The sequence below is a fragment of the Mycobacterium sp. IDUB_21 genome (assembly GCF_055419425.1).
Genome location: NZ_JBVAXQ010000006.1, coordinates 41,507 through 66,370, shown reverse-complemented (window position 1 = coordinate 66,370; position 24,864 = coordinate 41,507). Strand labels below are relative to the sequence as shown.

Genomic DNA, 24,864 nt, shown 5'->3' with positions numbered 1-24,864 from the left:
TGTGTCCATTGATGCTTTGGACCGTAATCCGATGAACCCGCAGGTGGGTGGCGTACGCAGCTTCCTGCCCGCGGTGGAGGGTATGCGCGCCTGCGCCGCCATCGGCGTGGTCATAACTCACGTGGCATTTCAGACCGGGCACTCCTCGGGGTTCACCGGCCGGCTGTGGGGGCGTTTCGACATGGCCGTGGCGGTGTTCTTCGCCTTGAGCGGCTTCCTGCTGTGGCGGGGGCACGCGGGGGCCGCCCGTGGGCTGCGTGCAGCGCCCTCCGCCGGGCACTACCTGAGGTCGCGCATCGTGCGGATCATGCCGGCCTACCTGGTGTCGGTGGTGGTGATCCTGGCGCTGCTGCCCGACGCCGGCGGAGCCAGCCTGACGGTGTGGCTGGCCAACCTCACGATGACGCAGATCTATGTGCCGCTCACGCTGACGCCGGGACTGACCCAGATGTGGAGCCTGGCGGTGGAGGTCAGCTTCTACATCGCCCTGCCACTGCTGGCGCTGGGGGCGCGGCGACTGCCGGTCCGTGCCCGGGTGCCGGTGATCATGGGCGTGGCGCTGCTCAGCCTGTGCTGGGGATTTCTGCCGATCCACACCCCCTACGGGGTGAACCCGCTGAACTGGGCGCCGGCTTACGGCTGCTGGTTCGGGGCGGGCATGTTGTTGGCCGAGTGGACGTTCAGCCCGGTCACCTGGGTGCACCGACTGGCCCGCCGCCGGCTGCCGATGGCGCTGCTGACCCTGGCCGCGTATTTGGTGGCCGCCTCACCGCTGGCCGGCCCGGAGGGGCTGTCCTCGGCCACTGTCGGCCAGTTCATCGTGCGCACCGCGATGGGCGGGGTGCTGGCCTGGGCGCTGCTGGCGCCACTGGTGCTGGACCGGCCCGACACCGAGCACCGGTTTCTGGCGAGCGCACCGATGGTGACGCTGGGCCGCTGGTCCTACGGGATCTTCATCTGGCACCTGGCCGCCCTGGACATGGTGTTCCCGGTGATCGGGCGATTCGCGTTCACCGGCGACATGGCGGTGGTGCTGGTGCTGACGATGGTGTTCACCGTGGCGATCGCTGCGGTCAGCTACGCCCTGGTGGAACAGCCCTGCCGGGAGAAGCTGCGCGGTTGGGAGACCCGGCATCGCGCCCCGCGCCCCGATGCCCCTCAGGCGGCTCTGCCGGACGGCGTGTATTCAGCAGCGTCGCTGGTGAATTCGGCCTTGCCGTAGGTCGCCAGCCGCTTCTTGAGCAGCCGGATCACGTAGGCGTCGGTGACACGGCGCAGTCCCGGGGTGCGGCTGGCACGCGCTACCAGCAGCAGTCGCCCCAGCAGGAAGGGCGCGGTGACGGCGATCCGGGCGTAGTCGCCGGTGCTCACTGTGACGCCCATCTTGGCGGCGAGGCCTCGGTCGCCCCCGCAGAACAACCGGACGAAGGCTGCCTTGCTGTAGCTCTTCTCGACCGCGTCGGCGATGCGTTCGCGCCGGGTGTCCTCGGGGCGCAGGTAGGCGGCCATCGTCGAGCGGACCATCTCGCCGCAGGTGGCGTCATCGAAGTCGTCGCGCAGCAGCGCCGAGCGGGCGCTCAACACGTGGATGATTTCGGCGGGCGTCGCCGGCAACAGCTCCTCGGGCAGGCCGAGCAGCACGCAGCGATAGCGGGTGAACTCGACCTCGGCGCGCTCCTCGGCGGTGAACTCGGTGCGGCCTTTGCGGCGGGCGCCCATCGCGAGCACGTAGAGGTTGATCATGCCGGCGGGCATCTGGTCGACCTGCGGGATCGGCAGCCCGTAGATGCCGATGTCCCACTTCGGGGAGCGCTTGAGCGCGTTGAACCGCACCATCGAGTGCATCAGGCGCACCATGGCCGCGGCCTCGAAGCCGGGGCCGTGCCGCTCCAGCGCGCCCGGCAGGGTGGTGACGGCGAAGAAGCTGGTGGTCTCGTTGACCCGCCGGGCGGCGCGCTTGCCCGTCAGCGCCCCGGTCAACGCCATCGGCAGGGCCGCGTAGGTGTTGATGAACGTCGCGATGAACGCGCCTCGGGTGATGAACGGCGCCAGCAGTGCCATCGGGATGCGGGACTGACGGGCGCCCTGACGCACCAGGTCCATGTCCAGCCAGTCCGGGATGGCTTCGATGTCCGCGATGAACGCCACCAGTTCTTGTGGTGCGTCGGGCACCGCGTCGATGCCCTCCCGGCAGGCCAGCTGCAGCATGCTGATCAGGGTGCTGACGCTGTATTCGCCCATCAGCGCGGCATAGGAGTCCGCCACGATGTCGCCCAGCCAGGTCGCCGTCGAGACCAGTTCGACGACGCGGTCGTCGGCGAGCAGCTTGGCACGGGTGGCGGGGCGGCCGCGCAGGGACGACACCTCGTCGGGGTCGGTCGTCGTGCGGTAGGGCTGCACGTCGAAGTCCAGGTCGCCGTAGAGCACCGGTAGCAGCTCGGCCTGACGGCGGACCCGCTCGTGCAGCTCGGGGTAATGAAGCGACGACGTGGGCACAGACGACCTCCGATTAACTAACATTTCGTTAGTTACAGCTAACAGACTGTTAGTTATGCTGTCAAGCGTGATCCCGATCAGCCGCCGGCGGATGACAGGCGAGGCGCGACGCGAACAGATCCTCGACGTCACCCACGCGATCGTCGACGCCGAGGGGTTCCATGCGGCCACGCCGAACCGCGTAGCGGAGTCGGCCGGCGTCAACCGGTCGCTGATCTACCAGCAATTCGGCAGTCCCGCAGGCCTTTTCGTCGCGCTCATCGATCGGGAAGCAGGCCGGGCGGCGGCGCAGTTCGCCGACGCGATCACCGGCAGCGAAAACCCCGAGGCCGAGGGTTTTCTCGCGCGGGTGTTCGACGGCGTGCTGCGGGCCGCGGACGGGTATTCGGCGACCTGGCGGTTGTTCCTGTTCCCGCCCCAGGGGGCGCCGCCGGAGCTGCATGAACGTCTGGCCCGTGCCGAGGCCGCCGTCCGCGGGTTCCTCGCGCGGGAGCTGCTGCGCAGCGTTCCGGGTCTGGCGGACCCCGATTACACCGCCCGCATCGTCTACGCCGTCGGTCGCGAGCTGCTGCAGTTGCGGCTCAGCGATCCCGAGCAGGCCACGCCCGAGCGGCTGCAAGCGCTGCTTCGTGCCCTGGAGCTCAACGCCGGGAGCCGATCCCAGTCGTAGTGACCGACCTCAGTAGCCGCCGGGGTGCTCGAAGATCTTGCGCGGGTTGTCGACGAGCATGGTGCGTAGCTGGTCGTCAGTGACGCCGCGCTGGCGCAGCGCCGGGATCACGTCGTTGTGGATGTGCAAGTAGTGCCAGTTGGGGGCGGCCACCGAACTCAGTTCGCCTGGTAGCGCGTCGAAGTAGCAGTTGGCGTCGTGGGAGAGCACCAACTTGTCGGCGTGGCCGCGCTCGCACAGCTGGGCCACCGTGTTGACCCGGTCCTCGAACGGCAGGATCAGATCGATGCCGAACCGGTCCATGCCCAGGTAAGACCCGGCCGCGATCATCTCCTCCAGGTAGCCCAGGTCGGTCGAGTCCCCCGAGTGTCCGATCACCACCCGGGACAGATCGACCCCCTCTTCTTCGAAGATGCGCTGCTGCTCCAGGCCGCGGCGAAGGCCGGCGTGGGTGTGGGTGGAGATCGGTACCCCGGTACGCCGGTGGGCCTGAGCGACCGCGCGCAGCACCCGCTCGACGCCGGGAGTGACGCCGGGCTCGTCGGTGGCGCACTTGAGAATTGCGGCCTTGATCCCGGTGTCGGCGATGCCCGACTCGATGTCGCGGACGAACATGTCGGCCATGATCTCCGGGCCGTCCAGCATGGTGCCGGGGCCCCGGTAGTGGAAGAAGAACGGCACGTCGTTGTAGGTGTAGACGCCGGTGGCCACCACGATGTTCAGCTCGGTGCCCGCGGCGACCCGGGCGATGCGCGGGATATAGCGGCCCAGCCCGATCACGGTCAGGTCGACGATGGTGTCGACCCCGGCGGCCTTCAGTTCGTTGAGCCGGGTGATCGCGTCGGCCACCCGGGCGTCCTCGTCGCCCCAGGCCTCCGGGTAGTTCTGGGCGATCTCGGTGGTCATGATGAACACGTGTTCGTGCATCAGGGTGGCGCCCAGGTCGGTGGTGTCGATCGGTCCGCGCGCGGTACTCAGCTGTGACATGGCTTGATACTAGGGAGATACCGGCAATCTGCACCGAGAATTGGTGTCAGGTGCTGATCCGTCGAAGGGCATGTTCATGACATCTGAGGGGGCGGTGCAGCCGCGTTCGAGCACCACGCTGCGGTTCCTGGCCAAGGCGACCGATGTCGGCTACGGCGACCGGATCGACGGCGGGCATGTGCTGGAGTGGGTGGACAAAGCCGGCTACGCGTGTGCGGCGGAGTGGAGTGGCAGGTACTGCGTGACCGCGTTCATCGGTGACATCCGCTTCACCAGGCCCATCGCAGCCGGGGAACTCGTCGAGGTCAATGCGCGCATCGCGCATACCGGTCGCAGCAGCATGCATCTGGCCATCACCGTCGCTTCCGGTGATCCCCGCACCGGGGATCTCACCCGGACAGCGCAGTGCCTGGCGGTGTTCATCGCGGTCGACGACGACAGCAAACCGGTTACGGTGCCGGCCTTCACCCCCCGGACCGAGCGGGAGCAGCGCCTGCAGGACGCGGCCCGGCACCGCGCCGCGATGCGCGCCGACATCGACGCCGCCCTGACCGCTCAGCACTACAGCGACGACAGTCCGGCGCCGTGCGCGGTACTGAGATTCCTGGCCGCGCCCACCGATGTCAACTGGGGCGGAAAAGTGCACGGCGGCAAGGTGATGCGCTGGATCGACGAGGGCGCGTTCCTGTGCGCCTCGCAGTGGACCGGTGCACAGGTGGTCGCCTCGCGGATCACCGGTATTCGCTTCTACCGGCCGATCGTGATCGGCAACATGATCGAGGTCCGCGCCCGGCTGATCCACACCTCGGCCAGGCGGTTGTACGTCAGTGTGCATGTTCGTTCGTCCGACGTGCGCACTGGTGCCGGCGAGATCGCGGCGCACGCGATGGCGCTGTTCGCGGAGCTCGGCGACGAGGGTCGCGCGATGACTGTGCGGCAGTGGAGTCCGGTCACCGACGAGGATCGTCGGCTGGACCGGCACGCGCTGGAGCTCGCCGAGGTGTTGCGGCGCGCCGAGGCGAGGTAGCGCTCAGGGGTTGCCCACGAGGTTGTCGCGGATCTGCGCGTAGGAGTGGGCGAACTGTTCCACCTCACGCCGGCTGAGCAAGTCGAAGAGGTTGGCACGCACGGCGTTCACGTGCCCGGGCGCCGCGGCCCGCAGCTTTTCCGCGCCGGCGTCGGTGAGCTCGGCGTAGAGTCCGCGTTTGTCTTCGTCGCACTTGACCTGGTGGACCCAGCCGGCGTCGGTCAGCCGCTTGACCGCGCGGGTGATCCCGCTACGGGTCGCCACCGTGATGTCGGCCAACTCGTTCATCCGCATCCGGTGTTGTGGGGCCTCGGACAGTAGCGCGAGGATCTCGAAGTCGGAGAGGTTGATCCCCGACTCGGTGGTCAGTTGCCGGTCCAGGGCGCGAAGCAGCAACCGGGTGCTGTCGAGATAACCGCGCCACATCTGCTGTTCCCCTTCGTTCAGCCACGGTGTCTGCATGCTTGAAATATAGTTGATACCGATATGGTTGTCGAGAGCAGATAGCGTGATAGAAGACCAGATCACATCATTCGAGGATCTGAAACTAGTGTCGTTCGCAACTATCATGTAGGGTGGCGAACGCGAAGCTAAGGAGGCAGTCGTGTCGAGCACGGGTATGCAATTCGGCATCTTCACCATCGGCGATGTCACCGCCGACCCGACCACGGGCCGCACGCCGACCGAGGCTGAACGGATCCGGGCGACCGTCACGATTGCCAAGAAGGCCGAGGAGGTCGGATTGGACGTGTTCGCCACCGGCGAGCACCACAACCCGCCGTTCGTGCCCTCGTCACCGACCACCCTGCTGGGCTACATCGCGGCGCAGACCGAACGAATTCAGCTGACCACCGCCACCACGTTGATCACCACGAACGACCCGGTGAAGCTCGCCGAGGACTACAGCGTGCTGCAGCACCTCGCCGACGGCCGCGTCGACCTGATGCTGGGGCGTGGCAACACCGGCCCGGTGTACCCGTGGTTCGGCAAGGACATCCGGGCAGCATTGCCGCTGACGGTGGAGAACTACCAGTTGCTGCGCAGGCTGTGGCGTGAGGAAGTCGTCGACTGGAGCGGGCAGTACCGGACGCCGTTGCACGGGTTCACGCTGGCGCCGCGGCCACTGGACGGGGTTCCTCCGTTCGTCTGGCACGGCTCGATCCGCAGTCCCGAAGTCGCCGAACTGGCCGCGCACTACGGCGACGGCTTCTTCGCCAACCACATCTTCTGGCCGCCGTCGCACACCAAACGGATGGTGCGGCTCTACCGGGAGCGTTTCGAGCACTACGGCCACGGTGGCGCCGACCAGGCGATCGTGGGATTGGGCGGCCAGGTGTTCATCCGGCCCAATAGTCAGGACGCGGTGAACGAGTTTCGGCCCTACTTCGACAATGCCCCGGTCTATGGGCACGGCCCGAGCCTGGAGGAGTTCAGCGCCCAGACCCCGCTGACGGTCGGCTCGCCGCAGCAGGTCATCGACAAGACCCTGGGCTTCCGCGATTACGTCGGCGACTACCAGCGTCAACTGTTCCTGGTCGACCACGCGGGCCTGCCGCTCAAGACGGTGCTGGAACAGCTCGACCTACTGGGCGAGCACGTTGTCCCGGCGCTGCGCAAGGAGTTCGCCGTCGGCCGGCCCGCGCACGTGCCCGATGCGCCGACGCACCGGTCCCTGGTCGAGGCCGCGGACCGGCCCGAGATCGAGAAGGCGTCGTGAGGCTGGTGGTGATCAGCGGTGGGCTGCGTGAGCCGTCGTCCACCCGACTGCTGGCCGACCGGCTCGGCGAGGCGGTACGCGCTGAGGTCGAGACCGCCGGAGCGGACATCGAAGTCTCGGTTATCGAGCTGCGCCACCTGGGCCGGGCCATCACCGACGCGTTGCTGACCGGGTTCGCTTCGCCGGAGCTGGAGCAGGTGTTCGAGACGGTTGCCGACTGTGACGGACTGATCGCGGTGACACCGACGTTCAATGCGACGTTCAGCGGGTTGTTCAAGTCGTTCTTCGACGTGCTGCCCGAGCAGGCCCTGAACGGCACGCCGGTGCTGATCGCAGCGACCGGCGGAACCGAGCGGCACTCGCTGGTGCTCGATCACGCCCTGCGTCCGATGTTCAGTTACCTGCACGCCGTCGTCTCCCCCACCGGGGTGTACGCCGCGACATCAGACTTCGGTGCGCAGGGGCTGTCCGAGCGGATTGCCCAGGCAGCCAACGACTTCACCCGGCTGTTAGAACTACGCGGTCCGCGCCCCGGCGACACGGTCTGCGCAGAACTCGATGAAATACAACGCCTGCTTGCGGGCGCCTGAAAGAAGGAGTGAACGACAATGACGAAGTTGGCGGTTATCTACTACTCGGCCACCGGACACGGCACCTCGATGGCCGAGCGGGTGGCCCGGGCCGGCGAGGCGGCGGGCGCCGAAGTGCGTCTGCGGCACGTGGAGGAGACGCGGGATCCGGCCACATTCGCCCACAACCCGGCGTGGAGCGCCAACTACGAGGCGACCAAGGATCTACCGGCCGCCACCGGCGACGACATCGTCTGGGCGGACGCCGTCATCTTCGGCTCACCCACCCGGTTCGGTTCTCCGTCAGCACAATTCCGCACCTTCATCGACTCGCTGGGCGGACTGTGGGCCAAGGGGGCGCTCGCCGACAAGGTCTACGCCGGCTTCACCTCGAGTCAGACCCTGCACGGTGGGCAGGAGACCACGCTGTTGAACCTCTACGTCTCCCTGATGCACTTCGGCGGGATCCTGGTGCCGCCGGGCTACACCGACCCGATCAAGTTCGCCGACGGCAATCCCTACGGGGTCGGGCAGGTCACCGGCCCGGACAACCAGAACGAGTTGGACGAGACCACGCTGGCGGCGCTCGATCACCTGGCCACCCGGGTGGTGGGCGTGGCCGCCAAGGTCGCCGGGTCATGACCCGGCTGCGACGGTAGGCGGCTTCGCCCCCTTGTGACGTGACGGGCCTCACACTAGGATGACCAGTGGTCATTCCAGTGAGGTGGTTCGATGCCGACAGTGACGTGGGGGCGGGTCGACCCGGCGCGCCGGGCCGCGGTGCTGGAGGCTGCCGAGGCTGAGTTCAGTGCTCGCGGCTACTCGCGCGGCAGCCTGAACGTCATTGCCCGACGCGCCAAAGTCGCCAAGGGCAGCCTGTTCCAGTACTTCGCCGACAAGGCCGACCTGTATGCGTTCGTCGCCGACACCGGCGGTCAGCGGGTGCGCTGCTACATGGAGCGACAGATCGCCGAACTCGACTCCAGCCGACCGTTCTTCGAGTTCCTCACCGACCTGCTCGACGTGTGGGTCGCCTACTTCGCCGACCACCCGCGGGACCGGGCGCTGCACGCCGCCGCCAGTCTCGAGGCGGACACCGACGCCCGGATCAGCGTGCGGACCGTCATCCACCGCCACTATCTGGAGGTGCTGCGCCCGCTGGTGCGTGATGCCCTGGTTCGCGGCGACCTGCGCGCGGACGCCGACACCGACGCGCTGTTGTCGCTGCTGCTGCTGATCTTCCCGCACCTGGCGCTGGCCCCATACCTGCGTGGCATCGATCCGATTCTCGGCCTCGACGAACCCACCCCGGAACAACCGGCCCTGGCGGTGCGCCGCCTGGTCGCGGTGTTGGCCGCGGCATTCGGCGGCGAGACAACTCGCCCGTCGTCATCAATCAGAGGAGGCAATTCCGTGACACGCACCCGCTTTGACTCACTGGCCGCGGGCGGACTGAACTGGGATAGCCTGCCACTCAAGCTGTTTGCCGGTGGCAACGCGAAATTCTGGGATCCCGCCGACATCGACTTCTCCCGTGATCGGCAGGACTGGGAATCGCTGACCGACGCCGAACGCGACTACGCCGTGCGACTGTGCGCGCAGTTCATCGCCGGCGAGGAGTCGGTGACCCAGGACATCCAGCCGTTCATGGCGGCGATGCGTGCCGAAGGCCGGCTCGGCGACGAGATGTATCTGACCCAGTTCGCGTTCGAGGAGGCCAAGCACACCCAGGTATTCCGGATGTGGCTGGACACCGTCGGGATAACCGAGGATCTGCACAGTTATCTCGACGCCCTTCCCTCCTACCTGCGGATATTCAACGAGGAGCTGCCGGAATCACTCGAGGCTCTCGCGGTCGATCCGTCACCGGCTTCCCAGGTTCGGGCGTCGGTGACCTACAACCACTTCGTCGAGGGCACGCTGGCGCTGACCGGTTACTACGCCTGGCACAAGATCTGCGTGCAGCGCGGCATTCTGCCCGGAATGCAGGCGCTGATCGGGCGCATCGCCGATGACGAGCGGCGCCACATGGCCTGGGGCACCTTCACCTGCCGACGGCACGTCGCCGCAGATGACGCCAACTGGGCCGTGTTCGAAACACGCATGAACGAGCTGCTGCCGCTGCTGGTGAGCTACAACGCCGAGGGCAACGACATCTACGGCGACGACATCCCGTTCGGATTGTCATCCGCAGAGTTGCTGCACTACTCCATGGACAAGGGGACGCGCCGGTTCGGCACGATCAGCAGCGCCCGGGGCCGCCCGGTCGGCGAGATCGACCTCGACTACTCGCCGGTGCAATTGGAGGACACGTTCGCCGACGAGGACGCAAGGGTGCTGGCCGCTTCCGCTTGAGCCCGCGCCCGTCGCTTTGGCGAGGCTCAGGCCACCCACACCGTCTTGAGGTTGCAGAACTCGCGAATGCCGTGCCCCGAGAGCTCCCGGCCGTACCCGGACCGCTTGATCCCGCCGAACGGCAACTCCGGATAGGACACCGTCATCCCGTTGATGAAGACCTGACCGGCCTCGATTTCGTCGGCGAACCGGCTGATCTCGGCCTCATCGCGGGTCCAGGCGTTGGATCCCAGTCCGAAGGAGGTGGCGTTGGCGATATCGATCGCCTCGTCGATGTCGGCGGCCCGGTACACCGACGCCACCGGGCCGAACACCTCCTCGGTGAACAGCGCCATGTCGCGGGTGATGTCGGTGACCACGGTGGGCGGGTAGAACCAGCCCGGGCGGTCGAGCCGCTTCCCGCCGCAACGGATCACCGCGCCGGCCGCGGCCGCGGTGTCGACCTGCTGTTCGACCTCGTCACGGCCCTGCTCGGTGGCCAGCGGTCCGACGTCGGTGTCCGGTTCGGTCGGATCCCCGACCCGCAGCGCCGCCATCTGGGTGGTGAAGTTGGTGACGAACTCGTCGTAGATGTCGGTGTGGACGATGAATCGCTTTGCCGCGATACAAGATTGGCCGTTGTTCTGCACCCTGGCCTTGACCGCGGTAGCCACCGCGGCCTCCAGATCGGCGGACGGCATCACGATGAACGGGTCGCTGCCGCCCAATTCCAGCACGGTGTGTTTGACCTCGTCGCCGGCGATGGCCGCGACCGACCGCCCGGCCGGTTCGCTGCCGGTCAGGGTCGCCGCCGCCACTCTCGGGTCGCGCAGCACACGCTCCACGGCACCCGACCCGATCAGCAGGGTCTGGAAGCAGTCGTCGGGAAAACCGGCGCGAGACAACAGGTCGGCGAGGTACAGCGCGGTCTGCGGCACGTTGGAGGCGTGTTTGAGCAGGCCGACGTTGCCGGCCATCAGCGCCGGCGCGGCGAACCGCACCGCTTGCCAGAGCGGGAAGTTCCACGGCATGACGGCCAGTACCACCCCGATCGGCTGGTAGCGAGCGAACGCCTTCGACGCGTTCACCGTCGAGGCGTCGGCGGGCTCGTCGGCCAACAGTGCTTCGCTGTTGTCGGCGTAGAACCGGAAGCCTTTGACGCACTTGAGCGCTTCGGCCTTGGCGGAGGTCAACGTCTTGCCCATCTCCAGCGTCATCATCGCGGCGACTTCGTCGGCTTCGGCCTCCAACAGGTCGGCGGCCGCGTGCGTCCATCGGGCGCGCTGGGCGAAATCGGTGCGCCGGTAGTCGGCGAAGCGGGCTGCCGCGCGTGCGATCGCGGCGTCGATCTGCGCTTCGGTGGCTGCGGTGAACGTCTTGACCGTCTCCCCGGTCGCCGGGTTGGTGGTGGCAATAGCGGGCACGCGGGTCTCCTTCGGGCGCTGCGTCGTGACGTGTGCAGGTCCAGCCTGCCACTATCGAACCGCGTAGGCTCGCGACGAGCCAGCGTCAGTACATCGATACGGAGTCACCGGATGCGTTTCAACCCTCCGCCCAACTGGCCGCCCGCGCCCCCCGGCTGGGCGCCGGACGCCAACTGGGCGCCGGATCCGTCGTGGCCACCACCGCCTCCCGGTTGGCAACTGTGGGTCGACGACTTCGGTCAGGGAACACCAGCCAACGCCTCCGGCCCGGTGCCCTATCCGCACTACGGTGCGCCGTGGCCGATGCCCGAGACCAAGTCGCGCAAAGGGCTCTGGCTTTCGCTGGGAGCGGCAGCGCTGGCGGCGGTAATGGTCGTGGCACTGCTGCTGAGCTCTGGCGGTCGGTTCATGGCGGAGGATAAGCCGTCCCGCAAGCCGGACATCACCGAACTGACCTCGGACATGCTGGTGGATCGAGCCTCCTTCCCGGACTCATCCGGCGGCAAATGGATCAGCGGAGTCAATAGCGCTGGCGATGCCCCCTCGGAGATGCCGAATCTGACGGTGGACCCGCCCGAATGCGCGGATTTCTACTCGAGCCCCAAGTCCGCCACCCAGACGGCGACGGCGACGTTGGCCAAGCTCCAACCCGGTGGTCTGCACTCGATGCGGGTGCGCTTGGCCCTGACCCCGGACCGTCCGGACCTCAAGGGTGTCCTGGACAAGTGCCAGTCGTTCAAGCAGACCTTCGAGTCCGGCGGGCGCAGCGTCACCACCGACATTCAGCTGAGCCCGCTGGACGCCGACGGGGTGCCGGAGTGGGCGGTCGCGACGGTGATCACCAGTTCCAGCAAGGCCGCCATCCGGCTGCCGATCGCGATCACCGCATCCACCGTCTCCGGGTACTACCGCGGTGTGCTCGTCGTCGCCAGCAGCAATGACATCGGGCTCCGGATGGACAAGGACGCATCGGATGATGCCACGCACTCCGATGCGCTGGTGCAGCTGTTCAACACCCAGATTGAGAAGCTCGAGGCTGCGCAGTAGCCGGGCTGGCGACCACCGGGTTAGTCGCGGTGGCCCGCTGCGCCCGGCTCCGCCGGGCTGGCGACCACCGCCGCCGTCGCCGCCAGCACTGCAACCGAGACCAGGGCCGCCAACTGCACACCCGCGGAATGGCCGGCATAGCCGTCCACCGACCGCCACGGGTGCCGGCACAACACCGCACCGGCCACGATCAGCCCACCGGCACTCAATCCGAGTCGAGCCACATCAAACGCGCGCTGCCGGTGCCGCAGCGCGAACAGCATTATCAGCGCCGCCCCGAACACACCGGTCCCGGCGGTCCCGGCGATCAGGGTGCCGACCGTCAGCGCACCCACCACTGCCACCCAGCGGCCGGGCCGCCAGGGCTGCGCGGGTGGCCCGGGATTGTGGGTCCGCCGCGCCGGCCACCAGGCCAGCAGGGCCAGCAGGGGCAGTAGGGCCAATCCACCGGCCATCCCCAGGCGGTACATCCGATTGGGGCCGAATGCCAGCGTGATCGTGCCGTCCGTCCCAGCGGGCACCACGAAGCCTTGCTGCCATCCGTTGACCGCCACCGGGACCAGTCGGCTGCCGGCCGATGTACGCGCCACCCAACCGCCGTTGATGCTCTCCGGAACGACCAGTACCCGGGAGGCCGCCGCACCGGTAACCGTCACCTCCCGCCGGGCCGGGCCCCACGTGCCGATGTCGGCCGGCGTCGTGGCGGATCCGGCGACAGCCCGTGCCGCCAGTGGCCCGGACAGCGTCGCGCCGTCGACGACGAACGCCGAACCCGGGCTGATCAGCAGTTCCTGCTCGCCGGGGGGCAATGCGATCGGCCGCTTATCGCAGGCCTGTGCGGGCACCGGCGCGTCATCGAGCAGAGCGCCCACCGTGGTCGAAATCGAGGTGTGTACGAACCGGCCGGCGATCGCGACGATCGGGCCGTGCCCGCATTCGACGGTGACTCGGCGGGACCGGTTGCGGGTGGGGTCGGCGGGCGCGACCGGACGGCCGTCGGAGCCGAGCACGGTGACCTCGGCCAGCCCGGGCGGTTTGAGCTGGTCGAAGCCGATCGCCGTTCGGTCGATCACGTCCTCCCATTCCAGCAGGCTGATCGTGACGGTGTCGGTGACCCGCGGCTGCAATCGCACCCGCTGTTCGTCGGACTCCGCCAGATCCCGGACCTGCGGGCCGGATCCGAGATCGATGGCCACCAGCGTGGGCTGCGCCGGCAGCGGGGACCTGCTGGCGGTGAACCGCAATCCGGTGACCTCGACCGGCCGCGGCAAGGTGATGGTCAGCGTCGGAGGGGACCGGTGGGCGACCACCCGCTGCGATGCTGTCCAGGCGGTGCCCTGATCGCCGTCGGTGGCGGCGTAGGCCGACCCGAGCACGTCGAGCACGTCGGAGTCACCGCGGGCCCGCGCCATGCCCGGCTCGGCGATCAGATCGACCAGGTTGGGCCCCTGGCGGGGCCGCACCCAGACGGTCGGGGTCACCGACATGGGCCGCGGCACGTTCAGGGTGCGGCTGAAGGTGGCGGGCTCCTCGGGCTCGAGCATCATCGAGGCCGCGCAGCGGACCGTCTCGGGGGCCGCGGCACAGCCGGCGCGGCCCGGCAAGCCGGCGCCCAGATCCCACTGCGCCACTTGCGAACCCGCCGGCGGAGCCGGGACCAGCGCAGTGTGGCGCAGGTCGACCGGATGCGCGAAACCGGACGCGTCGTACTGGGTGACCGACAGATCGGTGATACCGAATTGCACGCCGGCTGAGCCGTCGTCGGTGCCGGAGGCGGTGATCCGCACCCAGGGCGTCTCGCCGTAGGGCAGCGCGGCGGTCAGCGGCTGGCCGGCGTGGTCGAACCGCAGCGTGGTGGTGCCGTTGACGGTGGAGATCTGCATCCGTCGCACCTGCGCGCCGACGGCCGTCGCGCTCGGTGTCACGGTGATGGTGCCGTTGGTCAACGGGTGGTCGAAGTCCACCTGTAGCCACTGACCGACCGCCGACTGCAGCGCGTTGGACACCCAGGCGGTGCCCGAGTCGCCGTCGATGGCGGCAGCCGGGGAAGTGGACGGCGCGACGTCGGGCAGCGTGGTGGCGTCCGACGAAGAGCTCGACGCGGTGAGCCGCCCGCCGACCCAGCCGCCGAAGACGGTGGCCGCGCCGGGCGTCGGATAGTCCGGCACCCGGCTGTGGGTGTGCCGGGCGTCGCCGGCGGCCCGGATCGTCGATGAGTGGTCGTCGACCCGGCCGTAGTCGGTCTCGCGGGCCAGCGGCGTGTCGGTGACGGTGACTCCGAGGCTTCCGGGGGTACCCAGGTCGGCGCGCCGGGCGTCGGCGGTCATCAGCACCGGACCCAACACCGACTGGCCGCGCAACCGGTGGTGCTCGTCGAGCCGCAGCAACACCTCCGGGCCGCCGGCGACCCGCGGCATCCGGTCAACGTCGGCCAGGTACGGTGCGCCCGGACTCCCACCGGCCGGCGGGTCGCCGACCCGATAGATCTCGATCGCCGGATAGGCCGGCCGCAGGCCGCTGTCGGAGACGAATCCCGGCACCGTTCCCGCCCCTACCGGGTCGCCGAACTGTGCCACGCGTTGCAGGCCCGGTGAGCCGTCGACGGCGCGGTGCACCAGCAGCGGCCGGGCCGACCGCGAGGTGTCGGGATCCAGGTCGTTGCGCACCACCAGGTAGGAGATGCCTTGCCGGGCCAGGGTGTCGGCCAACCCGGCCGAGGGGCGGCCGGCCGCGAACAGGCGCTGCACCGAGTCCAGTGCCCGGATGGTCTGCGGCGGGGTCAGCGGAATCGAGTCGCGTACTCCCCACGGGCCGGCGTCCAGCACCTGCAGCGGTTCATCGTGGCTGGTGCCCCAGGTCTGGGTGGCGAACGGGGCTCCCGGGGCCACCAGCACCCGACCCGGAGTCGGGCCGGAGTTGTTGTGTTCGCCGAGCCAGGCGGCGGCGTCGCGCCAATGTTGAGGCAGCGCCTGAAATGTGCCCTGCGGGGTGAGCCGGCCGGTCCAGGCCAGCGACGTGCTGACCATCAGTGCCGTCAGGATCACCAGACCGACCGCGGCCGCCTTGTGGTGTTCGGGGTGAACGTAGGCGCGCCGCCACACCGACACCGGTGCGCTGCCCGGCAGGGGGATACGGCCCAGCAGGTACGTGAGTCCCAGCACCAACGGGATCCGGATCACCGACTCGAGTTTGTGCACGTTACGCAGCGGTGCGCCGGCCGCGTCGAGGAATACCTGCACCGGGTGGGCCAGCGGCGAACCCAGTCCGCCTGCATAGCCCAGCGCCAGCAGGGTCACCCCGACCAGCAGCAACGTGACCAGCCGCCCGGCGCCGGGGAGTTGCCGGCGCAGCATGCCGGTCAGGCCGGCCAGCCCCGCGGCGGCCACCAGGGAGGTGCCCAGGATCATCACCGGGCGGGTGACCAGTGGTGCCCCGGCGGTGGCGTCCGGCGCGACGAACGGTGTCCAGCTGTGGGTGCCGCGCAGCATCTCGGTCAGCGAGGTCCACCGGGTGGTCACCCCGGCGGATTCGATGAAGTCCAGGAACGGCGGACTGACCCGGCCCAGCAATACCAGCGCCACCAGCCACCACGTCACCGCCAGTGCCAGCGCCAGCGCCCACCAGCCGGTGAACCGCCACCAGCGCCGGTTCGGGCGATGGCACAGCCACCAGATGATCGCCGGCAGGCAACCCGCCAGCGTCGCGACGGCGTTGACAGCGCCCATCAGAGCGACCGCGACCCCGGCCTGACCGGCCAGCATCCGCAGCGGACGCCCGGGCGTCTCGCTACCCGGCGCACCCAGCGCCCGGATGACCGGCAGCAGCACCCAGGGGGCCAGCATCATCGGCAGCGTCTCCGACGAGATCGAGCCCAGCGTGGTCAATACCCGCGGTGACAGGGCGAATGCCAAGGCGCCGATCAGCCGTGCCGTCGGGGTGCCGATCCGCAACGTCTCGGCGACCCGCAGCAGGCCCCAGAATCCCACCGCGAGCAGCACCGCCCACCACAGGCGCTGAATGATCCAGCCGGGCAGCCCCACCAGGTCGCCGATCAGGAAGAAGGTGCCGTGCGGGAACAGGTAGCCGTACGCCTGGTTCTGCACCTGGCCGAACGGCAGCTCGCTGCTCCACAGGTTGAGGGCGCGGGCCAAGAACCGCAGCGGATCGGCGGTCAGGTCGAGTTTGGTGTCGGGAGAGATCCGGCCGGGTGCCTGGATGAAGCTGCACGCCAACGCGAGCGCGCCGACCAACCACAACCAGCGTCGCGACAACGGTGTCACAACCGGCGACTCCACCGGCGGACGTTCGGAAGCTGCCGGCGCCCGCAGGTCAGCCGCGGTTGCCGTATTCCACCCGGTTCAGCACCGAGGACTGCGGGTCACCTCCGGCGATCTGCGGCTTGGTGTCCTGTTGCACCATCAAGGTCACCCCGAAGACAGCCGCCGCACCGAGCAGCACCCCGACCACGATGCTGATGGCCGCCGGTACCACGAATCGAGGCATGGTCAGGCTCCTTCCGCAATTCCGCAACGTGATCTCGGGGCACCGTCAAATCTGCCCCCGCTGACCTCCGACGGCCAACGTAGCATGCGGGCCTTGCCGGGACCGCCGCATGAGCCTGCATGTTCCGGCCGTGACAGCATGGTGCGATGCCTCGATCGCTGACTCGACAATTGCCCGGTCTGCTGTTGGCGGTCACGATGCTGCCGGCGATGGTGACGGCCTGCACGCACCGCAGCGAGACCCCCGTGTCGTCGGAGGCGTCCTCTTTGGAGTCGTCGGACACCTCGACAGCCGCCCCGCCGGTCGATCCGGCCTGCCAACAGCTGGCGGCCCTGAGCATGCGCGACAAGCTGGCACAGCTGGTGATGGTCGGGGTCCGCGATGCAGCAGACGCGCGCGCGGTGGTGACCGACCACCATGTGGGCGGCATCTTCATCGGCAGCTGGACTGAGCGCTCCATGCTGACCGATGGTTCCCTGAAAGAGATCAAAGAAAACCAGGCCCCTACCGGCCCGTTGCCGCTGGCGGTCAGTGTCGACGAGGAGGGCGGCCGGGTGGCTCGGCTGTCGTCGCTGATCGGGTCCTCGCCGTCAGCGAAGGAGCTGGCCGCCACGCGCAGCGTCGCGCAGGTGCGCGAGTTGGCCGCCGTGCGGGGCCGCAAGATGGCTGATCTGGGCATCACCGTCGACTTCGCACCCGTCGTCGACGTGGTGGGCGCCGGAACCGACGAGGACACGGTGATCGGCGACCGCTCGTTCGGTTCGGACCCGGCCAAGGTCACCGAGTACGCCGGGGCCTACGCCCAGGGGCTGCGTGACGCCGGGTTGCTGCCGGTGCTCAAACACTTTCCCGGTCACGGCCACGGTTCCGGCGACTCGCACACCGCCGGGGTGGTGGTCACGCCGCCGCTGACGCAGTTGCAGGACAACGACTTGGTGCCGTACCGCACGCTGGTCACCCAGGCGCCGGTGGCAGTGATGATGGGCCACCTGGAGGTGCCGGGACTGACCGAGGACCCGGCCAGTCTGAGCCCGGCGGCGGTCAACCTGTTGCGCACCGGCACCGACTATCACGGACCGGCGTTCGGCGGGCTGGTGTTCAGTGACGACTTGTCGTCGATGGCCGCCATCACCGAGCACTACGGCGTCGCCGAGGCGGTGCTGCGCAGCTTGCAGGCCGGCGTCGACATCGCGCTGTGGGTCACCACCGACGAGGTTCCGGCGGTGCTGGACCGGCTCGAGCAGGCGGTGGCCGCCGGCGAGCTGAAGCCCGACGCCATCGACGCGTCACTGGCCCGGGTGGCCGCGGTCAAGTTGCCCGGAACCCATTGCCACGGCTGATCCCGCCGCCGCGGCGGACCGCCCAAGTTACTCTTCGGTAAGATCGTGCCGCAGTACGTACGCGGAAGGACCTCGAGGCGATGGCAGCTGGTAGCAAGCGGTTACCAAGGGCCGTGCGTGAACAGCAGATGCTCGACGCCGCGGTGCAGATGTTCTCGGTCAATGGTTACCACGAAACCTCGATGGACTCGATCGCCGCTGCCGCGCAGATCTCCAAGCCGATGCTGTATCTGTACTACGGCTCCAAGGAGGAACTGTTCGGGGCGTGCCTGGACCGCGAACTGCGCCGCTTCGTCGAGGCGGTGCGCACCAGCATCGACTTCCGGCAGAGCCCGAAGGACCTGCTGCGCAATACCATTCGGTCGTTCCTGCACTACATCGACACCAACCGGGCGTCGTGGATCGTGATGTATGCCCAGGCCACCAGTTCGCAGGCGTTCGCCCACACGGTGCGTGAGGGCCGCGAGCGGATCGTCGAGTTGGTCGGCCGGCTGCTGCAGGCAGGCACCCGCAACCCCGAGCCCGGCGTCGACTTCGACATGATGGCGGTCGCGCTGGTGGGCGCCGGCGAGGCGATCGCCAGCCGGGTCAGCACCGGTGACACCGACGTCGACGAGGCGGGCGAGCTGATGATCGACCTGTTCTGGCGCGGCCTCAAGGACGCGCCCGGTGGCCGCGACGGCGCAGAGAGCGCCGCTGTCGGGTAATCCGGGTGCGGCCTCAGGCCGTGAAGAGGCTCTGCAGGTCGGCGGTGATGTCTCGGATCGCGCCGTTGAGTGCGAGGTATTCGAAACCGAGTCCCAGCGTGCCCAATCCGACGATGCCCGCGATCGGCAGACCCATGGCGTTGAGGATGTCGCCTTGCCCGAGTTCCTGGGCGAATACGTCGAACGCATACGCCGGTGCGGTGGTGAACAGCGCGTTGAGGATATCGGCAGTCGGAAGCAGCGCGGAATACGCCGTCGAGGCGATGCTGCTGAACGTGTTGACGATTTCGGTCAGGCTGGGCAGCGCGAACGACGTGGCATCCCCCGCCGAGGCGCCCAGGAGATCGGCTGCACTGGGGAAGGACAGATTCGACAGATCGTCGACGAAGTTGGTCCAGCCCTCCTGCGCCCCATTGCCCAGAGCCGTCAGAACCTCACCCCAGTTGAGGTCGGTCGGGAACAACTCGAACGTGGAGGCCACATCAGCCGGGCCGGAGGACCAGCCATCGGTGATGCTGCCGTAGCCGAGGTTCACCAGGACGCGCATAGCCGGTTCCAGTAGGTCGTAGAGCGGCTGGCCGACGACGGGGATCGACTGCAGCGGCATCAACAGCGGCAGTATCTCGCTGGGAATCATGAAGTACTGGGTGCTTCCGTCGTAACCCTCGCTCATCGGCAATTCGATTGCCGTCGCTAGCTGCTCGGCGGTCAGATTGGGATAGATCGTGTGCTCGTAGATGATGCCCAGGACGGCGTTGAGGTCCGAGATGAAGTTGATCGGGTACTTCGGGAAGTCGGCGTAGCCGTCGTATTCCAGGGTGTAGACGGTCGTAGCCCACGGGGTGTCCTCCGGGATTGCGCCGTTGAAGGTGATGCCCAGGCTCGGGATGGTCGGGTAGCTGCCGTCGTCTAAGACATTGAAACGTTCGAACAAGCCGCCGTTGGGATTGTTGGGGGCACCGAGCAGCACGAAGGACAGCTGATCGGCGGTCGGCTGTTGGTCGGCGGGCAGCGCCAAGAGATCGCGCATCACGACGGTGGAAATGGTGCTGCTCTGCGAGTATCCCAGTACGACGAGGTTGTTCCCCTCGGCGATCTGCTGGTCGATCGTGTTGTGCAGGATGGTGACGCCCTGGGCCAAGGACGGATCCAGTTCCAGGCTCTTGACGCCGCTGTTGGGGTAGAGGCCTTCCGGCGTGAACAGGCCGTTCGTCGCATCCACCGGGTAGCGGGGCTGGCCGTCAAAGAACGGGACGCCGGGGTCGATGTAGCGGGCGCTGAGCGCGTCGATGTAGCTCTGCGGAGGTATCGGCAGGCCGCTGCCGCCCATGATCCATGACTCGGTGTCCAACAACTTCGCTTGGGCCGGCACCGTTTTCGTCGCAGCGATCACCGCCGGGTTCAGGGCCGGTACGACGCCCCATGCGGCGACCCCGGCGATCGCCGCGGGAACGACTCCGAGGGAACGCACTTTCCGACTGACCATGTCGACCTCCGTTGACAAGTTAATGGTCCGCGTTTTCCTTACAATGTGTCCAAGGCAAGACCCTCAGTCCTGACCAGCAGGAACGAAGCCCAAACCACGGTTCGCTGTTCAGGTGATTAGTAAGATTAGCTGTGACGGACCTGTTAACGCAATAGGGGAATCTGAATGAAAAGTGGCACCCGGGCCGAACAGCGCACCGCCACGCGTCAAGCACTGGTCGGCGCGGCCGTCGAGTTGCTGCGGACCGAGGGGGTCGCAGCGGTGACGACGCGTCGGGTCGCCGGCGTCGCCCGGGTGTCGCAGAGCACGGTGATGTACCACTTCCCGAGCCGCGATGATCTGGTGACCGCGGCGGTGGCTCAGCTTGCCTTCGAACTGGCCAATCAGGCCCGCGTCCACTTCGAGGAGACGGCGGCTGCCGAGGCGCTCGACCTGGAGGGTTATCTCGACTTGATCTGGCGGGAATTCACTACCCCGCAAGCACTTTCGGTGGCACATCTATGGGCTGCGTGTTGGACGGATCCGCAGGTCGCCACGACCGTGAAGTCCTTGGAGCAGCACATCTATGGATTGGCCGTCGTCTCCGCCGAAGCGTTGCCCGACCCCGCTCCGGGCTTTTCCGCGCCGGCCTACATGGACACCGTGATGGTGGTGGTCCGCGGGCTGGTGATGTCCATCCCGGTCTGGGGTGTCGAGGTCGTCAGCACTCGCTGGGAGGTCAGCAAGGCCGCCCTGCTCCGGGCGGCCGGCCTCTCGGTCGACAGGGCTTGATTCGCACAAACGGTGCAGGCTACAGCGCCCGCACCGCAGCGGTCAGGTAGGGATAGCCCTTGGCGACGTTGCGCAGCGCCAGATCCCAGCCGTCGTCGACCCGGTCGACGTAGAGGCCGGGGCTCGCGGGCAGCAGCATCGGCTTGCCGAACCGCACCGAGTAGTCCACCGCATCCGGCAGCGCCCCCTCGATGTTCGCCAGAACCGCTGCCGCGGAGAACATTCCGTGTGCGATCACGGTCGGGAACCCGAACAGTTTGGCGCCGATCGAGCTGGTGTGGATCGGATTGTGGTCGCCGCCGGCTGAGGCGTAGCGCCGGATTTGGCCCGGGCTGACCCGCAGCACCGTGTTCGGTGGTCCCAGCTTGGGCTGTTTGGCCGGTGGCGGCTTGGGCTCATCGGACAGGCTGGTGCGCTGCTGATGCAGGAACGTCGTCACCTGATGCCAGGCCGACTCGTTGCCCACGTTGAGGTCGGTGACGATGTCGACCAGCAGGCCCTTGCGGTGTTCGCGCAGGTTCTCCGCGTGCACGTTGACGCCGACGGTGTCGGTTACCGCGATCGGCCGGTGCGCAACGATCCGGTTCTCGGTGTGCACCGATCCCATTGCGGCGAATGGGAAATCGAATCCGGTCACCAGAGACATCACCGTGGGAAAGGTCAATGCGAACGGATAGGTGACCGGCACGTGATTGCCGTAGCGCAGTCCGGTGACCGCGGCGTATTCGGCGACGTGACCCGGGTCGATGGCCAGCTCGTCGATCCGTACCGTCCGGTCCGGCAGGGTGCCGGCGCGCGGAACGAACGGCAGCGCCCCGGCGACCGCACGCAACATGTTCCTCATGCCGCTGGGTTGTGTCATGTCACGCCCCCAACATGGCTTGGCCGCAGACCCGGATGGTGTTGCCGGTCACCGCGTTCGACGCCGGTCCGGCGAAGTAGGCGATCAACTCGGCGACGTCGACGGGCTGACCGCCCTGGAACAGCGAGTTCAACCGGCGACCGACCTCGCGGGTGGCCAGCGGGATCGCCGCGGTCATATCGGTTTCGATGAAGCCGGGCGCGACGGCGTTGATCGTGATGCCCTTGCCGGCCAGCACTGGTGCCAGCGCGTCGGTGAGCCCGATCATGCCGGCCTTGGTGGCCGCGTAGTTGGTCTGGCCGCGGTTGCCGGCGATGCCCGCCATTGAGGACAGGCCGATCACCCGGCCGCCCTTGCCGATGCTGCCGTTGGCCACCAGGCCCTCGGTGAGGCGTTGCGGCGCCAGCAGGTTGACGGCCAGAACCGAGTTCCACCGGGCATCGTCCATGTTGGCGAGCAGCTTGTCGCGGGTGATCCCGGCGTTGTTGACCAGCACATCGGCCCTGCCGCCGTGATGCTCCTTGAGATGGGCGGTGACCTGATCGACCGCGTCGTCGGCCGTTACGTCCAGGGCCAGCGCGGTGCCGCCCACCCGGGTGGCCGTCGCGTCGAGCGCCTCGGCGGCACCCGGCACGTCGATCGCCACCACCTTGGCGCCGTCGCGGGCGAATACCTCGGCGATGGTGGCCCCGATACCGCGCGCGGCGCCGGTGATGATCGCGACCTTGCCATCCAGCGGCCGGTCCCAGTCGCCGGGCGCGGTGGCGTCGTCGGCGCCGACGTAGAACACCTGTCCGTCTACGTAGGCCGAGCGGGCCGACAAGATGAACCGCAGCGTCGATTCCAGGCCGCTGGCGCCGGGCTTGGCGTCGGGCGACAGGTACACCAGCTGCACGGTGGCGCCGCGCTGCAGTTCCTTGCCCAGCGAGCGGGTGAAACCCTCCAGGGCTCGCTGGGCGATCCGCTCGTCGACGCTGCCGGTCTGGTCCGGGGTGGTGCCGACCACCGCGATCCGGCCGCAACGGCCGACGTTGCGCAGCAGCGGGGTGAAGAACTCGTGGAGTTCGGTCAGTCCGGCCGCCGTGGTGATACCGGTGGCGTCGAAGACCAGCCCGCCGAACGAGTCGGCCCACCGGCCGCCCAGGTTGTCGCCGACCACTTCGTAGTCGCCAGTCAGCGCGGCGCGCAGCGGTTCGGCCACCCGGCCTGAACCGCCGATCAGCAGCGGTCCGGCAAGCGGCGGCTCGCCGACTCGGTAGCGGCGCAGCGTCTCGGCCTGCGGAACGCCGAGTTGTTTGGACAAGAACGATCCGGGGCCGGAGTTCATGATCTGGGACAACAAGTCCGAGGGAAGCTTGGGGGCCTTAGGGGGCATCGAGCTGCCTTCCGTGTGGGGACGAGCCTGGTGCAGGCTGCGGTGTCGACAACGAACTTACTCCAGAGTAAGAATACTGGGTAGTATCACCCCGACGGTCCCGGCACTGCGGGGCACCCCACCACCAGACGGAGAGATCGTGGCATCTGGATCTGTTACTGAGCCCACACCCGCCGGCACCGGCGCGCGACGTCGCGTCGCCGTCCTCGGTGGCAACCGCATCCCCTTCGCACGCTCGGACAGCGCATACGCCAGCGCGTCCAACCAGGACATGTTCACCGCGGCGCTGGGCGGTCTGGTCGACCGGTTCGGCCTGGCCGGCGAGAAGCTGGACGCGGTGATCGGCGGCGCGGTGCTCAAGCACAGCCGTGACTTCAACCTGATCCGCGAGTGTGTGCTCGGCTCGGCGCTGTCGCCCTACACACCGGCCTTCGACCTGCAGCAGGCCTGCGGCACCGGGCTGCAGGCGGCGATCTGCGCCGCCGACGGCATCGCCGCCGGCCGCTACGAGGTGGCGGCCGCCGGCGGAGTGGACACCACCTCCGACGCGCCACTGGAGGTCGGCAATGAGCTGCGCCGCACGCTGCTGGCGTTGCGCCGGTCCAAGTCGAACCTTCAGCGCCTCAAGCTGCTCGGCAAGCTGCCCGCCGCGCTGGGCGTGGAGATCCCGGCCAACAAGGAGGCGCGGACCGGACTGTCCATGGGCGACCACCAGGCGATCACCACCAAGGCGATGGGGATCAAGCGGGTGGACCAGGACGAGCTGGCCGCGGCCAGCCACCGCAACATGGCCGCCGCCTACGATCGCGGCTTCTTCGACGACCTGGTCACGCCATTCCAGGGGCTCTACCGTGACAACAACCTGCGGCCCGAGTCGAGCCCGGAGAAGCTGGCCACGCTCAAGCCGGTGTTCGGGGCGAAGGCCGGCGACGCCACCATGACCGCGGGCAACTCCACGCCGCTGACCGATGGAGCGTCGGTGGCGCTACTGGCCAGCGAGGAGTGGGCGGCCGCGCACAAGCTGACCCCGCTGGCCTATTTCGTCGACGCCGAGACGGCTGCCGTCGACTACGTCAACGGCCCCGACGGGTTGCTGATGGCCCCGACCTACGCGGTGCCGCGGTTGTTGGCCCGCAACGGATTGACCCTGCAGGATTTCGACTTCTACGAGATCCACGAGGCGTTCGCCTCGACGGTGCTGTGCCACCTGGCTGCGTGGGAGTCCGAGGACTACTGCAAACAGCGGTTGGGACTGGACTCGGCGCTGGGTGCGATCGACCGGTCCAAGCTCAACGTCAACGGCTCGTCGCTGGCGGCCGGGCACCCGTTCGCAGCCACCGGCGGGCGGATCGTGGCGCAGGCGGCCAAGCAGATCGCCGAAGCCAAGGCGGCCGGGAAAGGGGCCGCGAAGAACAAGCCGGTGCGGGCGCTGATCTCGATCTGTGCCGCCGGGGGCCAAGGTGTGGCCGCCATCCTGGAGGCGTAGCGGTTCGGGTCCGACGACCAGGGCAGACCAGGTTTGTGCCGCGGCGGCGCCGGGTAGTCGACA

At 68.3% G+C, this 24,864-nt stretch carries 21 protein-coding genes and 1 pseudogene; 13 read left to right on the top strand and 9 right to left on the bottom strand.

What is annotated here, in order from left to right:
- Window positions 1-31 precede the first annotated feature (31 nt).
- Window positions 32-1,222: an acyltransferase family protein gene (locus tag ACZYY4_RS11115; RefSeq protein WP_463810043.1), complete on the top strand. Its 1,191-nt coding sequence runs from the start codon at window positions 32-34 to the stop codon at window positions 1,220-1,222.
- Here ACZYY4_RS11115 and ACZYY4_RS11110 read toward each other — a convergent pair.
- Window positions 1,159-2,496 carry an oxygenase MpaB family protein gene (locus ACZYY4_RS11110; RefSeq protein ID WP_463810042.1) on the bottom strand — a complete coding sequence of 446 codons (1,338 nt, stop codon included), beginning with the start codon at window positions 2,494-2,496 and terminating at the stop codon, window positions 1,159-1,161. The genes ACZYY4_RS11115 and ACZYY4_RS11110 overlap by 64 nt on opposite strands.
- A gap of 91 nt (window positions 2,497-2,587) precedes the next feature.
- On the opposite strand from ACZYY4_RS11110, the gene ACZYY4_RS11105 reads away from it, so the two are divergent.
- Window positions 2,588-3,166 carry a TetR/AcrR family transcriptional regulator gene (locus tag ACZYY4_RS11105; RefSeq protein WP_463810212.1) on the top strand — a complete coding sequence of 193 codons (579 nt, stop codon included), beginning with the start codon at window positions 2,588-2,590 and terminating at the stop codon, window positions 3,164-3,166.
- A 9-nt stretch (window positions 3,167-3,175) separates the two neighbouring features.
- On the opposite strand, the gene ACZYY4_RS11100 is transcribed toward ACZYY4_RS11105, so the two are convergent.
- Window positions 3,176-4,153 (bottom strand): phosphotriesterase family protein, encoded by a 978-nt coding sequence (locus ACZYY4_RS11100; protein WP_463810041.1) that lies wholly within the window; start codon window positions 4,151-4,153, stop codon window positions 3,176-3,178.
- Between the two features lie 76 nt (window positions 4,154-4,229).
- On the opposite strand from ACZYY4_RS11100, the gene ACZYY4_RS11095 reads away from it, so the two are divergent.
- Complete coding sequence (locus tag ACZYY4_RS11095) at window positions 4,230-5,180, top strand: acyl-CoA thioesterase (protein WP_463810040.1); 951 nt, start codon at window positions 4,230-4,232, stop codon at window positions 5,178-5,180.
- Between the two features lie 3 nt (window positions 5,181-5,183).
- On the opposite strand, the gene ACZYY4_RS11090 is transcribed toward ACZYY4_RS11095, so the two are convergent.
- A complete protein-coding gene (locus ACZYY4_RS11090; protein WP_463810039.1) occupies window positions 5,184-5,642 on the bottom strand; it encodes a MarR family winged helix-turn-helix transcriptional regulator in 459 nt (152 codons plus the stop codon).
- 157 nt (window positions 5,643-5,799) lie between these two features.
- Between ACZYY4_RS11090 and ACZYY4_RS11085 the strand changes: the two genes are divergently transcribed.
- The 5 genes and pseudogenes from ACZYY4_RS11085 (at window position 5,800) to ACZYY4_RS11065 (ending at window position 9,821) form a co-directional block, all read left to right on the top strand.
- Window positions 5,800-6,897 (top strand): LLM class flavin-dependent oxidoreductase, encoded by a 1,098-nt coding sequence (locus ACZYY4_RS11085; RefSeq protein WP_463810211.1) that lies wholly within the window; start codon window positions 5,800-5,802, stop codon window positions 6,895-6,897.
- Window positions 6,894-7,487, top strand: a complete 594-nt coding sequence (locus tag ACZYY4_RS11080) for an FMN reductase (protein WP_463810038.1) — start codon at window positions 6,894-6,896, stop codon at window positions 7,485-7,487. Before ACZYY4_RS11085 ends, ACZYY4_RS11080 begins: the two co-directional genes overlap by 4 nt.
- Before the next feature lie 18 nt (window positions 7,488-7,505).
- The gene (gene wrbA, locus ACZYY4_RS11075; RefSeq protein WP_463810037.1) at window positions 7,506-8,108 is read left to right on the top strand and encodes an NAD(P)H:quinone oxidoreductase; all 603 of its coding nucleotides are present in this window, start codon (window positions 7,506-7,508) and stop codon (window positions 8,106-8,108) included.
- A 90-nt stretch (window positions 8,109-8,198) separates the two neighbouring features.
- Window positions 8,199-8,885, top strand: a pseudogene (locus tag ACZYY4_RS11070) (TetR/AcrR family transcriptional regulator); the annotation flags it as partial.
- Window positions 8,880-9,821, top strand: coding sequence for a R2-like ligand-binding oxidase (locus ACZYY4_RS11065; protein WP_463810210.1), 942 nt, complete (start codon window positions 8,880-8,882; stop codon window positions 9,819-9,821). The pseudogene ACZYY4_RS11070 and the gene ACZYY4_RS11065, both read left to right, overlap by 6 nt.
- 26 nt (window positions 9,822-9,847) lie before the next feature.
- Here the strand turns inward: ACZYY4_RS11065 and ACZYY4_RS11060 are convergent, their stop codons facing one another.
- Window positions 9,848-11,224 (bottom strand): NADP-dependent succinic semialdehyde dehydrogenase, encoded by a 1,377-nt coding sequence (locus ACZYY4_RS11060; RefSeq protein ID WP_463810036.1) that lies wholly within the window; start codon window positions 11,222-11,224, stop codon window positions 9,848-9,850.
- A 111-nt stretch (window positions 11,225-11,335) separates the two neighbouring features.
- Here ACZYY4_RS11060 and ACZYY4_RS11055 point away from each other — a divergent pair, with 111 nt between their 5' ends.
- Window positions 11,336-12,271: a hypothetical protein gene (locus ACZYY4_RS11055; protein ID WP_463810035.1), complete on the top strand. Its 936-nt coding sequence runs from the start codon at window positions 11,336-11,338 to the stop codon at window positions 12,269-12,271.
- Window positions 12,272-12,291: 20 nt separating this feature from the next.
- Here ACZYY4_RS11055 and ACZYY4_RS11050 read toward each other — a convergent pair whose 3' ends face one another.
- Complete coding sequence (locus ACZYY4_RS11050) at window positions 12,292-16,551, bottom strand: alpha-(1->3)-arabinofuranosyltransferase domain-containing protein (protein ID WP_463810209.1); 4,260 nt, start codon at window positions 16,549-16,551, stop codon at window positions 12,292-12,294.
- A 49-nt stretch (window positions 16,552-16,600) separates the two neighbouring features.
- Window positions 16,601-16,774 carry a DUF2613 domain-containing protein gene (locus ACZYY4_RS11045; RefSeq protein ID WP_013827163.1) on the bottom strand — a complete coding sequence of 58 codons (174 nt, stop codon included), beginning with the start codon at window positions 16,772-16,774 and terminating at the stop codon, window positions 16,601-16,603.
- A 146-nt stretch (window positions 16,775-16,920) separates the two neighbouring features.
- Here ACZYY4_RS11045 and ACZYY4_RS11040 point away from each other — a divergent pair, with 146 nt between their 5' ends.
- Window positions 16,921-18,114, top strand: coding sequence for a glycoside hydrolase family 3 N-terminal domain-containing protein (locus tag ACZYY4_RS11040; RefSeq protein WP_463810034.1), 1,194 nt, complete (start codon window positions 16,921-16,923; stop codon window positions 18,112-18,114).
- An 80-nt stretch (window positions 18,115-18,194) separates the two neighbouring features.
- Entirely contained in the window at window positions 18,195-18,821 is a 627-nt protein-coding gene (locus ACZYY4_RS11035; protein ID WP_463810033.1) for a TetR/AcrR family transcriptional regulator, read from the top strand.
- Between the two features lie 13 nt (window positions 18,822-18,834).
- Here ACZYY4_RS11035 and ACZYY4_RS11030 read toward each other — a convergent pair whose 3' ends face one another.
- Window positions 18,835-20,307, bottom strand: a complete 1,473-nt coding sequence (locus ACZYY4_RS11030; RefSeq protein WP_463810032.1) for a PE-PPE domain-containing protein — start codon at window positions 20,305-20,307, stop codon at window positions 18,835-18,837.
- 165 nt (window positions 20,308-20,472) lie between these two features.
- Between ACZYY4_RS11030 and ACZYY4_RS11025 the strand changes: the two genes are divergently transcribed.
- The gene (locus ACZYY4_RS11025; RefSeq protein ID WP_463810031.1) at window positions 20,473-21,078 is read left to right on the top strand and encodes a TetR/AcrR family transcriptional regulator; all 606 of its coding nucleotides are present in this window, start codon (window positions 20,473-20,475) and stop codon (window positions 21,076-21,078) included.
- Between the two features lie 19 nt (window positions 21,079-21,097).
- Here the strand turns inward: ACZYY4_RS11025 and ACZYY4_RS11020 are convergent, their stop codons facing one another.
- Together ACZYY4_RS11020 and ACZYY4_RS11015 are read right to left on the bottom strand one after the other, a co-directional pair.
- Window positions 21,098-21,940, bottom strand: a complete 843-nt coding sequence (locus ACZYY4_RS11020) for a MaoC/PaaZ C-terminal domain-containing protein (protein WP_463810030.1) — start codon at window positions 21,938-21,940, stop codon at window positions 21,098-21,100.
- Window position 21,941: 1 nt separating this feature from the next.
- Window positions 21,942-23,315, bottom strand: coding sequence for a 3-oxoacyl-ACP reductase (locus ACZYY4_RS11015; protein ID WP_463810029.1), 1,374 nt, complete (start codon window positions 23,313-23,315; stop codon window positions 21,942-21,944).
- Window positions 23,316-23,454: 139 nt separating this feature from the next.
- On the opposite strand from ACZYY4_RS11015, the gene ACZYY4_RS11010 reads away from it, so the two are divergent.
- Window positions 23,455-24,801 (top strand): acetyl-CoA C-acetyltransferase, encoded by a 1,347-nt coding sequence (locus tag ACZYY4_RS11010; protein ID WP_463810028.1) that lies wholly within the window; start codon window positions 23,455-23,457, stop codon window positions 24,799-24,801.
- Window positions 24,802-24,864: the final 63 nt, after the last annotated feature.

Coding starts and splice junctions, on each gene's coding strand:
- ACZYY4_RS11100 (WP_463810041.1), bottom strand. CDS start 4,153: ATGTCACAGCTGAGTACCGCGCGCGGACCGATCGACACCACCGACCTG.
- ACZYY4_RS11015 (WP_463810029.1), bottom strand. CDS start 23,315: ATGCCCCCTAAGGCCCCCAAGCTTCCCTCGGACTTGTTGTCCCAGATC.
- ACZYY4_RS11115 (WP_463810043.1), top strand. CDS start 32: ATGAACCCGCAGGTGGGTGGCGTACGCAGCTTCCTGCCCGCGGTGGAG.
- ACZYY4_RS11055 (WP_463810035.1), top strand. CDS start 11,336: ATGCGTTTCAACCCTCCGCCCAACTGGCCGCCCGCGCCCCCCGGCTGG.
- ACZYY4_RS11020 (WP_463810030.1), bottom strand. CDS start 21,940: ATGACACAACCCAGCGGCATGAGGAACATGTTGCGTGCGGTCGCCGGG.
- ACZYY4_RS11030 (WP_463810032.1), bottom strand. CDS start 20,307: ATGGTCAGTCGGAAAGTGCGTTCCCTCGGAGTCGTTCCCGCGGCGATC.
- ACZYY4_RS11085 (WP_463810211.1), top strand. CDS start 5,800: ATGCAATTCGGCATCTTCACCATCGGCGATGTCACCGCCGACCCGACC.
- ACZYY4_RS11035 (WP_463810033.1), top strand. CDS start 18,195: ATGGCAGCTGGTAGCAAGCGGTTACCAAGGGCCGTGCGTGAACAGCAG.
- ACZYY4_RS11095 (WP_463810040.1), top strand. CDS start 4,230: ATGACATCTGAGGGGGCGGTGCAGCCGCGTTCGAGCACCACGCTGCGG.
- ACZYY4_RS11025 (WP_463810031.1), top strand. CDS start 20,473: ATGAAAAGTGGCACCCGGGCCGAACAGCGCACCGCCACGCGTCAAGCA.
- ACZYY4_RS11090 (WP_463810039.1), bottom strand. CDS start 5,642: ATGCAGACACCGTGGCTGAACGAAGGGGAACAGCAGATGTGGCGCGGT.
- ACZYY4_RS11105 (WP_463810212.1), top strand. CDS start 2,588: ATGACAGGCGAGGCGCGACGCGAACAGATCCTCGACGTCACCCACGCG.
- ACZYY4_RS11045 (WP_013827163.1), bottom strand. CDS start 16,774: ATGCCTCGATTCGTGGTACCGGCGGCCATCAGCATCGTGGTCGGGGTG.
- wrbA (WP_463810037.1), top strand. CDS start 7,506: ATGACGAAGTTGGCGGTTATCTACTACTCGGCCACCGGACACGGCACC.
- ACZYY4_RS11040 (WP_463810034.1), top strand. CDS start 16,921: ATGCCTCGATCGCTGACTCGACAATTGCCCGGTCTGCTGTTGGCGGTC.